At 57.8% G+C, this 12,756-nt stretch carries 12 protein-coding genes and 5 tRNA genes; 13 read left to right on the forward strand and 4 right to left on the reverse strand.

The genetic code is table 11. From position 1 onward, the window contains the following. Positions 1–360: 360 nt before the first annotated feature. From CVV65_RS07565 to CVV65_RS07590, 6 genes are all read left to right on the forward strand, one after another. Positions 361–437, forward strand: a tRNA-Arg gene (locus CVV65_RS07565). A gap of 3 nt (positions 438–440) precedes the next feature. Then, positions 441–517 (forward strand) — tRNA-Pro (locus tag CVV65_RS07570). A gap of 13 nt (positions 518–530) precedes the next feature. Further along, positions 531–606, forward strand: a tRNA-Ala gene (locus CVV65_RS07575). A 3-nt stretch (positions 607–609) separates the two neighbouring features. Continuing rightward, positions 610–685, forward strand: a tRNA-Thr gene (locus tag CVV65_RS07580). Positions 686–756: 71 nt separating this feature from the next. Beyond that, a tRNA-Gly gene (locus tag CVV65_RS07585) sits at positions 757–831 on the forward strand. Between the two features lie 176 nt (positions 832–1,007). Further along, on the forward strand, positions 1,008–1,604 hold the full coding sequence (locus CVV65_RS07590; RefSeq protein WP_100667606.1) for an adaptor protein MecA: 597 nt from the start codon (positions 1,008–1,010) through the stop codon (positions 1,602–1,604). Positions 1,605–1,664: 60 nt separating this feature from the next. Here the strand turns inward: CVV65_RS07590 and CVV65_RS07595 are convergent, their stop codons facing one another. The 3 genes from CVV65_RS07595 to CVV65_RS07605 form a co-directional block, all read right to left on the reverse strand. Then, complete coding sequence (locus CVV65_RS07595) at positions 1,665–2,132, reverse strand: DUF441 domain-containing protein (RefSeq protein WP_100667607.1); 468 nt, start codon at positions 2,130–2,132, stop codon at positions 1,665–1,667. A gap of 138 nt (positions 2,133–2,270) precedes the next feature. After that, a complete protein-coding gene (gene comA, locus CVV65_RS07600) occupies positions 2,271–3,101 on the reverse strand; it encodes a phosphosulfolactate synthase (RefSeq protein WP_198592166.1) in 831 nt (276 codons plus the stop codon). Between the two features lie 52 nt (positions 3,102–3,153). Next, the gene (locus CVV65_RS07605) at positions 3,154–4,413 is read right to left on the reverse strand and encodes an MFS transporter (protein WP_100667608.1); all 1,260 of its coding nucleotides are present in this window, start codon (positions 4,411–4,413) and stop codon (positions 3,154–3,156) included. Positions 4,414–4,620: 207 nt separating this feature from the next. On the opposite strand from CVV65_RS07605, the gene CVV65_RS07610 reads away from it, so the two are divergent. The 3 genes from CVV65_RS07610 (at position 4,621) to ypeB (ending at position 8,388) form a co-directional block, all read left to right on the forward strand. Next, positions 4,621–5,850: a Glu/Leu/Phe/Val family dehydrogenase gene (locus tag CVV65_RS07610; RefSeq protein ID WP_100667609.1), complete on the forward strand. Its 1,230-nt coding sequence runs from the start codon at positions 4,621–4,623 to the stop codon at positions 5,848–5,850. Between the two features lie 429 nt (positions 5,851–6,279). Further along, positions 6,280–7,005 (forward strand): spore cortex-lytic enzyme, encoded by a 726-nt coding sequence (gene sleB, locus CVV65_RS07620; protein WP_100667611.1) that lies wholly within the window; start codon positions 6,280–6,282, stop codon positions 7,003–7,005. Between the two features lie 27 nt (positions 7,006–7,032). After that, the gene (gene ypeB, locus CVV65_RS07625; protein WP_100667612.1) at positions 7,033–8,388 is read left to right on the forward strand and encodes a germination protein YpeB; all 1,356 of its coding nucleotides are present in this window, start codon (positions 7,033–7,035) and stop codon (positions 8,386–8,388) included. Between the two features lie 26 nt (positions 8,389–8,414). On the opposite strand, the gene CVV65_RS07630 is transcribed toward ypeB, so the two are convergent. Beyond that, the gene (locus CVV65_RS07630) at positions 8,415–9,149 is read right to left on the reverse strand and encodes an N-acetylmuramoyl-L-alanine amidase family protein (protein WP_100667613.1); all 735 of its coding nucleotides are present in this window, start codon (positions 9,147–9,149) and stop codon (positions 8,415–8,417) included. A 126-nt stretch (positions 9,150–9,275) separates the two neighbouring features. Between CVV65_RS07630 and CVV65_RS07635 the strand changes: the two genes are divergently transcribed. The 4 genes from CVV65_RS07635 (at position 9,276) to rpsA (ending at position 12,643) form a co-directional block, all read left to right on the forward strand. Next, a complete protein-coding gene (locus CVV65_RS07635) occupies positions 9,276–9,764 on the forward strand; it encodes a hypothetical protein (protein ID WP_100667614.1) in 489 nt (162 codons plus the stop codon). A gap of 239 nt (positions 9,765–10,003) precedes the next feature. Next, positions 10,004–10,687, forward strand: a complete 684-nt coding sequence (gene cmk / locus CVV65_RS07640) for a (d)CMP kinase (RefSeq protein ID WP_100667615.1) — start codon at positions 10,004–10,006, stop codon at positions 10,685–10,687. 3 nt (positions 10,688–10,690) lie between these two features. Beyond that, on the forward strand, positions 10,691–11,314 hold the full coding sequence (locus CVV65_RS07645; protein ID WP_100667616.1) for a lysophospholipid acyltransferase family protein: 624 nt from the start codon (positions 10,691–10,693) through the stop codon (positions 11,312–11,314). Between the two features lie 177 nt (positions 11,315–11,491). Further along, entirely contained in the window at positions 11,492–12,643 is a 1,152-nt protein-coding gene (gene rpsA, locus CVV65_RS07650; RefSeq protein WP_100667617.1) for a 30S ribosomal protein S1, read from the forward strand. The last annotated feature ends 113 nt before the right edge of the window (positions 12,644–12,756 follow it).

Genomic DNA, 12,756 nt, shown 5'->3' on the forward strand with positions numbered 1-12,756 from the left:
TTTGTGTTTGGTTTGGCGTTATATGGAAATCCGAGTGTAATTATCTGACTATTCCGAATCCCCCCAAGAGACTGAACTGTGTCCGGGAGACTGGTCTATGAAACTTTCTTACAACTTTTGGAAAAGCGAGGGTCTCATCTCGCTTGCGTATAATCGCTTGACGATACACACCAAACAGGCTTATAATTGGTCATGCGTTGAGCAAAAAATATGGTCTAGCTGGACCAACGGGGAAACGAAAAAGTCCAGGAATGGCGCGGATTTTGAGGCGATTGAAGCGATTTACAGATTTAGGTTCTGGCGGGCAACCGTGGGGGTTCAAGTCCCTCCACCCGCACCAATCATGGCCCGCTGACACGAGTGCCCGTAGCTCAGCCGGATAGAGCGTTTGGCTTCGAACCAAAAGGTCGGGAGTTCGAGTCTCTCCGGGCACGCCACAGCGGAGCATGGCGCAGCTTGGTAGCGCGCTTGGCTTGGGACCAAGAGGTCGGGGGTTCAAATCCCCCTGCTCCGACCAGAGGTCGCGGTTTGGGGGTATAGCTCAGTTGGGAGAGCGCTAGAATCGCACTCTAGAGGCCAGCGGTTCGAATCCGCTTACCTCCACCATCTGCTCCCATAGCTCAGTTGGCAGAGCGCATCCATGGTAAGGATGAGGTCACCAGTTCGAGCCTGGTTGGGAGCTCCATGCGCGTTCTCCATAGCTGTCAGACCGGATCAAGGACAGGTCGGCAAGCAAAAGGTTGTCGGCAATGGTTCGCGGAAGTAGCTCAGGGGTAGAGCATCGCCTTGCCAAGGCGAGGGCCGCGGGTTCGAATCCCGTCTTCCGCTCCAGACCCACTGAAAGGGAAGACCGCACGGTTGTGGCAAGCAGGACCGTTGTCCTGCTTTTTTCATTGCGAGATTCGATTTGATTTCGCCGAGTGTCTCGTATTAGGATAGAGATAGAGGTTTAACCTCGGGGGAGGTTCGTGGTCGACTTTCCCCTTCTCCGTTGAGGAGTGATGGGCATGCGTATTGAGCGGATCAGTGACACCAAGGTACGCATTTTTATCAGTTACGATGACCTTGAGGAAAGGGGAATCGGCCGGGAAGAGATTTGGCAAAACGGCCGCAAGATCCAGGAACTGTTTTGGGACATGATGGAGAAAGCCTACGTAGAAGTGGGTTTCGAGGTGGTTGGGCCCATCGCCGTCGAGGCCTTCACGATGCCCGCTGAGGGCGTGGTGGTGGTTGTGAGCCAGGTCTCCTCGGTCACCGATGAGGAAGAAGAAGACGATGAAGCCGAACCCGCGATAGATGAGGAGATCGAACCAGCCGAACTCTGTTTCGCATTTCACGATTTTGAAGACGCGGTACGAGCGGCCCACGCCCTGTGCCCGAAGTTTTCAGAGAAAGGGCGTTTATTTGCCTACAACGCCAGGTTCTATTTTTATTTTCCGGCGGACGAGCTGACGGAATCGGAACAAGAATCTGTGGCGGCCTTGGCCGAGGAATACGGAGAACGCGCTCGAACGACGCCGGCAGTTCTGGAAGAGTATGGAACTGAGGTCTTTTCGGAGAGAGCAGTGGGGCAGTTGTGCTCGAAATTCCCATTCGCAGAGTGAAGGAACGGGCCTGCCAGAAGGTTATAAACGCCCCGCCATCATCGGCGGGGTTTTTCACGTTCAGCGGGAGAGAAACCGCAGCCATTGCCATATTTCCACCAATATGGCGGCGATAGCTGCAGCCATGAGTGGCCCGACAGGAATGCCGCGGAGGAAGACGATCCCGAAGATCGAGCCGAGAACGAGACCGATCATGAGTGAAGGATCCTGGCGCAGCAGATGCAGCCCCTGGCCGTTGAGATAGGTGGCGACCAAGCCTCCGATCATCGCGGCGATGCCGGCCGGACTGATGAACACCCGAGCCAGATCTGAAACGGTCAGCGTGCCATCCACGAGCGGAACGAGCACGGCAATCATGAGAAAGAGGAGCCCCAACTCCAGGCCCCTTCGCTCCAGGGTGGGAAAATATCGCTCTAAGTGAGAGAGTTTCAGGATGAGCAAGAAACAGGCTGCGGTGGTGAGTACGTGGGAACGCCCGATCAGGCCGATTACAATCAGGACCACCAATACCAATTCACCGGTTAGCACCTCGATCTCCCCCCGCCCTGTCCGACAGGACAGTATATGCTTATGGGCGGGAGGACATCGCTATCCCAGCTGTCGGTTATTATCATGTGGCGAACCCCGAGGGAGGGCGCAGGCGTGTGCAGGAGGACCTCTGTGGATTTAGAACTGAATCCCAGCCATGAGGGGACTGTGCGAGCGTCCGTCCGGCTCCAACACCAGGCGAAGAGTGTCACTGCGCAAGCCCCGGCGCAGGGCCTCCAGGGCAATCACCTCAGTGGCAGGTATGTTCCCGAGGTTGACATTGACCCCGAGCTTGCGGAGAAAAAATTCCTGTTGTGATTTCTGCGGTGCCTCCCAGATCACCCGGTCTGGGGAAGGAAGACGCTCCATCAGGCGGCCGATCTCTTCTTCCAGGATACTGCCGTCCGAACGATAGAACCCGACATTGCGACCGGATTCCCGGCCTTCCAAGATGGCGTAATCCGCACCGCATGCCAAGTCTTCCGCCAGTTGGGTGGCATACTGTTCGACGCTCATCGTCAATCCCGCTCGCTTCTTTCCGGTTTCCGTCAAAACCAAAAAACCCCGGCGTTTCGCTTCCCGAATCCACTTGCGCCGGATGGGAGCATCCATTTCGATGGTACCGTCGGAAATTTCAATACATTTAAAACCAAGTTCCCGGGCTTTCTCTAACAACCGGTCTGCGTGTCCCTGGTGGAGCGCGATTTCAAAAAGAGTTCCCCCGGGATAAGGAACGATGCCGCTGGTGGAAAGAACATCCATTTTTGAGCGTAACACATCCAACGAGTAAAGGGCGGATGTCCCGAATCCGAACTTCCAATAATCGATCCAGTCGCCCGCCGATTCCACAATATCCCGGACTGTGCCCGGCGCCAGCCCCGTGTCGATCACCATCGTCAAGCCGGAGGTCCTGGGTTTGCCCCGTCGTCCTGGCAGCGGATCCCTTACAATGTCGATCCACGGTGTCATCGTGACGCAATCTCTCCCTTCCCCTCATGATCGCCGCCTCACGGTCATCATTTTATGCCCGCTGCTTTTGGGCGGTTCCCCAGGGACGAGGGAAGGGGGTGTTCCGGCGGGAGGGTGGGTGGCCGGAAACGCGGATAAACCATAAGGCCAACCCCCCGGCTACAGCGGCCAAACCGGCACAGAGTCCGAACATCCAGATGGGGGGCAGCTTCATCAGTTGAGAGAAAACCGGTGGCCCGGCGGCCACGCCGAGAAAGCGAACGCTCCCATAGAAGGAGGTGATGATACCCCGTTCTTCCCGCTCGGCGGTGCCAGTGATCAGGGTGTTGAGGGAAGGCAGGACCACCCCCGTGCCGATGCCGGAGAGTACGAGATCACCGAGCTGCCACCCCGGGGAGCGAAGAAATGGCAAGAGAAATAACGTCCCAGCTACAACCCCGAGCCCACCGACCACCGCTCCCTTCATCAAGGGGCGATTTTTTTTGATCCAGCGCCCAGTCAGATACGAGGCGGTGCACATGCCGGTGAGTGGGACGGCCAGGATTGTGCCCCGGGCGAACACCCCCAGGTGGTAGACCGCTTCCAAGGTTTCCGAAACATAAAAAAGGACGCCAAAAAGAAGAAACAAAGCCGTGGCCCCACTAAAATACCCGACTAACAGCCAGTGTGCATCTCTTTTCCAAATTGTTACAAAGGACTGCCAGTAGCGGGTCGCAGACATGCCCTTTCGAAGGGGAGGCTCTTTGACCGCCAGCCATAAACCGATCATGACGGGGATGGTCAAAATCGGAAATAACAGGAACGCCCCGTACCACAAGAGGCTGCCCACCCAGGCTCCGAGAATGGGGCTCACCACTTTACCCAGTCCGTTGGACGCCTCATTGAGTCCAAGGGCCCGGCTCCGTTCCCCGCCTTGGAAGAGGTCGCTGACGAGGGCCATGGCGATGGGCGCGGTGCCGGCTGCACCGAACCCTTGAATGACCCGTCCGATGAGAATGACGAGAAACACCCGTTGGCCGATCCAAGCACCGATGGCCGCCACGAGCCCTCCGAGGGCGTAGAGGCCGAGAGACGGGATAATAATCCATTTGCGCTTGAGCCGGTCGGAGAGAAAACCTGCCAGAGGAATAATGAGTCCCGCCGGGACGGAAAAGAGAGTTACCACCAAACTGGCCTGGAATTGGCTAATCCCCAAGACGGACTGCATTGTCGGTAAGATCGGGATCAACATCGAGTTCCCCAAAACCATAATGAAAGGGACTGAACTGATCGCCCACAGTGCTCCCGCCCCCGGGCTTCGCGATTCTGCCACCGAATTTCACCTCTCTCGCGTGTCCTTGGGTAGTGTCGTCCCGCAGTGCTATGAATATGCGATAGACGTTCGCATACCAAAGACGATGGGCGGGGATCAGCGGGGAATTCATGGGCGGATGGGGCCGGCGGACGAAAAAAGGATTTTGCGGCCGACGCGGCGAACCGTTATAGTCAGGGTGTGTGAATCGAACGAGGTGGGGCGGCGATGGAGATACAACAGACACAAGATTGGATTCGGACGGCTCTCAGCCGTTTGGGGTACGGAGAGGCTATCGTTGAGCAATTGATTGAGCCGCAGCTCTGCCTGGCGGTACAGATTCCGGTCACCATGGACAGCGGCGCCGTGCGCATCTTTTCCGCTTATCGGGTGCAGCACCACATGGCGGTGGGTCCCACCCAAGGCGGAGTTCGACTGCATCCCGAGATCGGTCTCGAAGACGTGAAGGCGGAAGCCGCGATCATGACGGTGAAGTGCGGACTCGCCGCAGTTCCTTTTGGCGGCGCGAAGGGTGGGATTGTCTGTGATCCCCGGGAGTTGTCCTTCCGAGAACTGGAACGGTTAGCCCGGGGATATGTCCGGGCCGTCAGCCAGACGGTGGGACAAGCGAAAGACATCCTCTCCGCAGATGGCTTTACCAATTCCCGGGTGATGGCCTGGATGGCCGATGAGTATAGCCGTCTGCGGGAGTCAGACGCCCGGGCGGTGATCACCGGGAAACCGGAAGTTCTCGGTGGCATCTCTGACCGGGAGAAGCTGTTATATCAAAGTGTCATGATCTTGATCCAGGAGGCGGTGCGGGATTCGGGTCGATCCATGTCGGGTCTGAGGGTGATCCTTCGGGGGTTCGGGGAACTCGGCGCATACCTGGCCGGGGAGATTCACCGAAGCGGTGGCGTGGTTGTCGGCCTGTCGGACAGATATGGTGCGCTGTACCAGGAGGAGGGCCTGGATGTCGAAACGCTGTTGGACCGCAGGGATTCTTTCGGCACCGTGACCCGGCTTTTTCGCACGCGAATGGGTCACGACGAGATTTTAAACCATCCCCACGACCTGTTTATCGGCGCCACTGTCGCCCCTTCCCTGGGGGAAGAGGGGGCAAGGGCCCTGGGCGGTCGATTGGTGTTTGAGGCTGTGCCCGGAGCGGTGGATCCTGGGGCGTATCCCATCCTGCGTCAAAAGGGGATTTTGACGATCCCGGGAGTTCTCAGTTCCCTCGGCCCGGTCATTTTGTCCTATTACGAGTGGGTGCAAAACCGGGAGGGATACCGCTTTGCTCCGGATCACCTGATTATGCTCCTACAAGAGCGCATGATCGACTCTTACCATCGCCTAAAGGAGTCCCTTCCGGAGGCGAGCGGAGATCCTCGCTTGGCCACCTTCATGGTGGGCCTCAAGCCAACGGCCGAAGCGATTCGCATCCGGGGTTTACTCTAACGATTCCGGTACGGGCACGCGGATCGACAAGGCCGCATAGCCCCAGGCGAGAGGGTATATACTGGGGGACAATGGACGGTAGTTTGGGGGCATATTATGAGCGGACACATGAGTGGACATCCACAAGGAGTGGAGCATATGCCGCTGCAGACACCCCGTCGCATCAAAGTGCACATTCGATGTCGCCACTGCGGTGAAAGTTTCATCCTTCGAGGTTCACGGAAACGAAGCGGCGAAATCGATACGGGCTTTAAACGTTGTCTGTGCGACAACGATCGGGATTTCGACATTGAAACGATCGACTGATCACGGGGGCGATCGACCGAGCGCCGGCTCTTCATGGGCCGGTGTTTTTTGTGCGCCTTGACATAAAAACCATTCTTCCCAGGCAGACTAGAACCGACTTTTGAGGGGAAGGTGTGGGCACTTATGGCAAGGCCGAGTCAGAGCGCCAGATGGCTAATGCATCTCATCCTCTCGGCAGTGGTGGCGTGGTCATTGCTGGCCCCCGGAACTGCAGTATGGGCGATGTCGGATAAGACTTTGATGAAAGGCAGCCGGGGAGAAGACGTCTACGAATTACAGGATCGCTTAAAATTCCTGGGACTTTATCGCGGTGCCGTAGACGGTGTTTTCGGCTGGAACACCTATTGGTCAGTCCGTTCGTTTCAGAGCGGTCACGGATTCTCCGCTACCGGCCAAGTGGATGATCGTACGCGCCGGGCTTTGCTGGAAGCGACAAAAGCGTACAAACCCCGGCATCACAGTAGCACCCACGTGGCAGGCGGGATGGGCAAATTCTCGGCTAACGACATTAAACTGATGGCCAACGCCGTTTACGGAGAGGCTCGGGGTGAGCCTCTCATCGGCCAGGTTGCGGTGGCTGCGGTCATCCTGAACCGATTGGATGATCCGCGATTTCCGAAGAGCATCCCCGCGATCATTTTTCAACCTGGCGCTTTTACCGCTGTGTCGGACGGCCAAATCTGGCTGACGCCCAAGCCCGAAGCGAGAAAAGCCGTCATGGATGCCATTCAAGGATGGGATCCCACTGACGGAGCGGTGTATTACTTTAACCCTGCGACGGCGACGTCAAAATGGATTTGGTCCAGGCCTCAAATTAAAAAGATCGGGAAACACATCTTCTGCCGGTAAGGCGTGGTCAGAGGAGGTCGAAACACGATGTACACGCGCGTGGCTGCAGTCCTGACGCCAATCCTCGCCGTGGCCCTCGTCGTCACCGGGTTTTGGGGATACCGGGAACACCGCCAAAAACAAGCGGTGCTCCTGAAAGCCGAAAACCAGTATCAGCGGGCTTTTCATGATTTGACGACCCACGTTGACCAACTGCAAGATGAGTTGGGCAAAGCGATGGCGATCAACAGTGTCCGCCAACAGACACCTTGCATGACGAACATTTGGCGCCTCGCTTTCGCGGCTCAGTCGGACGTCGGTCAGTTGCCTCTCACCTTAATGCCCTTTCACAAGACCCAGGAGTTCCTGAACAATATCGGCCAGTTCAGCTATCGGTTGGGTGTGAAGGATCCGCAAAAGCCCCTGGGGGCCGAAGATTGGGCGACGCTGAAAAATCTCTATGGCCAAGCGGCACAGGTGGAAACGGACCTGCGCCAGGTTCAAAGTAACGTGTTAAGCCACAACCTTCGTTGGATGGATGCGGAAATGGCCATATCCGACACCCAGAAAAAGGGCGATAACCAGATCATCGACGGATTTCAAAAATTAGAGAAGCAGGTGACAGAGTTCCCGGAGGTCTCCTTTGGCCCGACCAACCGGACACTGGAATCGCGCATACAGGAACAACCGATGCAAGCCCTTGGCCCTGCAGCTAGTCCGCAACAAGTCGCTGCGAAAGTGAAGCAGTTCTTAGGCTTGGCGGGTAAAGAGACGGTCAAGGTCCAGGAAAACGGCAAAGGCAACCCCACTCCCAGTTATAGTGTGACCGTCCAGGACGGTCAGGCGAGTCACATGTTCTTGGACGTCACCAAACAGGGTGGCCATGTTCTGTGGTACATGAATGATCGGGCAGTGAACGGGGAGAAGGTGGATTTGTCCACGGGGGCTGCGGGAGCGGCCAGTTGGCTTCGGGCCCACGGGTACCCGGTGATGGAGATGATCCAAGCGGACCAGACGGACAATGTTGGGGTTTATGAGTTTATTCCGGTGGAGCGCGGGGTTCGTTTGTATCCCGATAAGGTGACCGTGAAGGTCGCTCTGGACAACGGCGAGGTGATCGGCTTGTCCGCCAAAGATTATGTCTATCACCACCGTCCTCGAAACCTTCCGGTACCGACCTTATCCTTGGCCCAGGCTCAACAACGGTTGAGTCCCCATGTTACCGTGCATGAACATCATTTGGCTTTGATTCCAAATGATGAAAAGCAAGAGGTTTTGGCCTACGAATTCCTAGGTACCATCGATCGGGACACCTATCGCATCTACATCAACGCTCAGAACGGAGATGAAGAAGGGGTAGAAAAAATGCGCCGGGAGCCGTCTGGAACGGCTCAGAGTTGGTAGTTTCGGGGAGGACGAAGCCGCCCCGGTCACGAAGTTCCGGACCAGCTGTTCAAAAAGTGGGTCAGGCCCGCGGCCACGGCCTCGGCCACTTGGCGTTGGTAAGCGGGGTTGACCAGTTTCACCCGGTCCGAGGGGATGAGCAGATACCCCGCCTCCACAATGACGGCGGGCATGGTCAGATGTTGTAAAAGGTAGTAAGCGGATCCATCGTGGGCTTCCCGAAGGGACATCCCTGGGATCTTCCGAAGCTCGGTCTGGATGGCCTGGGCCAGGGTCTTCGACCCGGTTAGAGAGGGATTAAAAAAGGTCTCTGCTCCGCCCCGGGTGGCTTCGGGTGAACTGTTGCAATGGATGCTGATAAACGCCACCGCTCGGTGAGCTTCGGCCAAAGCAATCCGGGCGTCGAGGTCCGTGCGTTTAGCGTTGCGGCCTCGTTGTCCCGGAAGGGCATAGTCCCGATCGTCTGTGCGCGTCAGAAGGACAGTGTACCCTCGGGTCCTCAGGGAAGCGGCCAGGGTCTGAGAGATTTGAAGGGTGATGTCCTTTTCAGAGATTCCCGAGTCGGTCTCCACCCCGGGGTCGTAACCGCCGTGTCCCGGATCGATGACCACGACGGGAGTGGGCCACCAGGCGGGGGCGCCAATGGGCAGGCCGGCCGCCGGAAGCAGGAGAAGGGCGCACAGAAGCAGCAGGGCGACGGCGGCGGCCCAGCGCCTCCACGGCGGACGAATCACGATCAAAGTCGCTCTTCTCTTTCTCACTGCACGTCATCCCCGTCCTCATCCATGTTCTCCCCCATGTCTATGCGAGGGCAGAACTCAGCATGCGCGAAGTGGGGCATGGATGGGACAGGATTGGCGTAAGCTGGAGGAAGAGGAGGCGAAGGAATGCGCCGGGTGGAACGGAACGAGAATCCTTTGGCACATCTTGTTGAAAAAAGTGCGGAATGGACGTTTCGGATGGCAGTCTTCGGGCTGTTCGCCCTTACCGCGGTCCAGGCGCTGCTGTTAGTGCCCCAGGCCAGGGCCGTTTTGGTACCGGTGGAACGGCTAGAGGGAGTGCCGGTACAAGGGATGCCCCCCGTTCAACAAGCGCAGATTTCGTTGAGTCTGGAGGGGGCCAATGCTTGGCCAGGGGCCTATGTGACGGTGGATGGGAAACCGGTGGAAGCCTTCGGCCAGGCCCAGGTATGGCTCGCCGTTCGAGAAGGCGACACGGTGCAGGTGGATGCCACGAAGGCCCAAGGCAGCCGCAGGATTCTGATCGACCACGAATCCCCCAGTCTGCTGACTCCAGTCGCAGGACTGGAATGGGATGTCGACGGAGGAAAAAAATCTCCCGCCGTTCAGGTCCATTTTATCGCCATAAACCCCTAAGATTCGACAGAATCCGTCCCTTGCGCCGTTTTAGAGGGTTGTGGTACTATGTTCCTAGATCGACACAGATAAAGATGCGCCGATGTCCGACAACGTGAAGTCACAGGATTGCGTGATGGATGCGACGGTGAGCGACCTCTCTTTTCCCTGGCCTGAATAGATCTGCACGTAGGAAAAGCGGGCTCTTGCCTGCTTTTTATATGTTTGGCCATGATGGAGCACGGTGAGGGAGGGCGTGAATGAAGGGATTGCGAGTAGCGATTGACGGTCCTGCCGGGGCCGGGAAAAGCACCATTGCGCGGCGAGTGGCCGAAGCGTTGGGCCTTCTGTATGTGGACACCGGGGCCATGTACCGGGGGATCACGTGGGTCGCCTTGCAAAAAGGCATCGATCCGGCGGATGCGGCCGCTTTGGCGAATCTGGCCAGGGATGTCCACGTGGAACTGCGTCCGGAGAAAGACGGGGTACGGGTGTGGATCGATGGGCAAGATATAACGCCTTTTCTCCGGGATCCCCGGGTGAGCCGGGCGGTACCCGCAGTGTCCGGGGTGCCGGCTGTTCGGATGCGCATGATGGAGTTGCAGAAGGATTTGGCTCGCCGAGGCGGAGTGGTGATGGATGGAAGGGACATCGGGACGGTGATCATGCCCGATGCTGAAGTCAAGGTTTTCCTGACAGCGTCTTTGGAGGAACGGGCGAAGCGGCGTGTGAAGGAGCTTCGGGGATATGGTCACCGCATCGACCCTGATCAAGTCGGGCGGGAACTGGCAGAACGGGACCGGGCCGATGCAGCGAGGGAATTCTCGCCTTTGGTGAAGGCCCCGGATGCCCGGGTGATCGATACGACGGGGCGCGACGTGGAGAGTGTGGTGGAGGAAGTGCTGACCTTGTGCCGAACCCGTCTCCTAAAGGGGGAAGAGTAGCGGATGGCAGATCGGGTATACCGTGTGGCGCGGGTGTTAATCCGGGAGCCTCTGCGGGTTGCATTTCCCCTCCAGGTCATGGGTCGGGAGCGGATACCGGAACGGGGTGGGGTGTTAATCTGCGCGAATCACGGCAGTAATTGGGACCCGGTGTTGTTGGGTCTGAGTGTCCTCCGTCCGATTCACTTTATGGCAAAGGAAGAGTTGTTTCGGATCCCGGGTCTTTCCTGGTTGATTCGGGGCTTGGGGGCTTTTCCTGTGCGCCGGGGTACGGCGGATCGCGCCGCCCTGAAGACAGCGGTTCATCTGGCCCGGGAGGAAGGTCGAGTGGTGGGATTATTCCCGGAAGGAACCCGGCGGCGGCCTGGACGGGAAGTTCACCCGATGCCCGGTGCGGGCATGGTCGCTTTGCGAAGCGGGGTACCGGTCATTCCCGTTCATATCGACGCCGACTACCGGTGGAGGTCGCCTGTCGTCGTTCGCATCGGCCTGCCCCTCGATTTGACACCGTGGGTCCACCTGCGGCTATCGTCTCGGGAGTATGCGGAGGTGGCCCGGGCGATCATGGACGCGGTCTACCGGTTGCCAGAAGAAGGCCCGCCTGTCACCAAGGTGGGGTCTGGGTAGCCAAAACCCACCGTTTTGCATGGTTTTGATGCTGGGTAGTCATACTGAACATGAGCAAGAATTTGCCAGTCACGTGGACCCCGGAAAGTTGGAATAACCGGGTGAAGGATAGAGGGTTCTAACGTCCGGTTGGGGTTGACCAGGGTCGCTGTCTGAGGAACAGGGAGGTCTTTTCCTATGGATGAAATGCGCGACATGACCGATTTGGTGGCGTTGCACAAAGGGGACGTCGTGAAGGGCCGAATCACCAAGATCGAAGATGGCCAAGTGTTTGTCGACGTGGGTTACAAGTTCGACGGGGTCATTCCGATCGGCGAATTGTCGGCACTCCGGGTAGAATCGCCTTCTGATGTCGTTCAGGTGGGGGACGAAGTGGAGGTCCGGGTGCAGCGCATCAACGATGAAGAGGGCAAGCTCGTGCTTTCCAAGAAAGCGGTGGATGCCGAGAAAGCATGGGAACGACTGCAGCAACTGTTTGAAAGTCAGGAGACCTTCGAAGTCCAGGTCGCCGATGTGGTCAAAGGCGGGCTCGTCGCGGACGTGGGGGTGCGAGCTTTTATCCCCGCTTCCTTGGTTGAACGACATTTTGTCGAAGATTTTTCCGGATATAAAGGGCGGACTCTCCGGGTGAAGGTGGCGGAGCTCGACCGTTCGGACAACAAAGTGATTTTGTCTCAAAAGGCAGTTCTGGAAGAGGAGTATCAGCAAAAGAAAGAAGAGGTGCTCCATCGCCTGCAACCCGGGGATATTATCACGGGGAAAGTGCAGAGGTTGACGAACTTCGGGGCTTTTGTGGATGTCGGCGGCGTCGACGGGCTCGTGCACATCTCGGAATTGGCTTGGCACCGGGTAGAACACCCTTCCGAAGTGGTCAAAGAAGGGGATGAAGTCACCGTCAAGGTCCTTAAGGTGGACCCGGAGCGGGAGCGGGTGTCTCTCTCGATCAAGGAGGCGACCCCTGGTCCATGGTCCGGCGTGTCCGAGCGGTATCATGTGGGTGACGTGGTGACCGGTACCGTCCGACGCTTGGTGTCCTTCGGGGCATTCGTGGAGTTAGAGCCAGGTGTGGAAGGATTGGTGCACATTTCCCAGATCGCCAACCGGCGAATCGGCACGCCCCAAGAAGTACTGGAACCGGGACAGGAGGTTCGCGTGAAGATCCTGGACGTCAACGAGGAGGACCAGAGGATTTCCCTGTCGATCCGCGAGGCCGAGGGAGATCGCAATCGTCGGGATGTAGAACGGTACAACGAGCGCCAGGGGCCGTCCACCGGTTCTGGAGTGACGCTTGGGGAGATGTTCGGAGATCTGTTCAAGAACCGCCATTAATGGAATTCTCTCGCCGCAGGCGACAGGCGGCGCGTCTATCGGTGCCCGGGGACAGACCCCGGGCGCTGTTTTTTGTGTCCTTGATGAGAAGGGTTCAAGGTATACCGGCCCGT

It is taken from the genome of Kyrpidia spormannii, from assembly GCF_002804065.1.
GTDB lineage: Bacteria > Bacillota > Bacilli > Kyrpidiales > Kyrpidiaceae > Kyrpidia > Kyrpidia spormannii.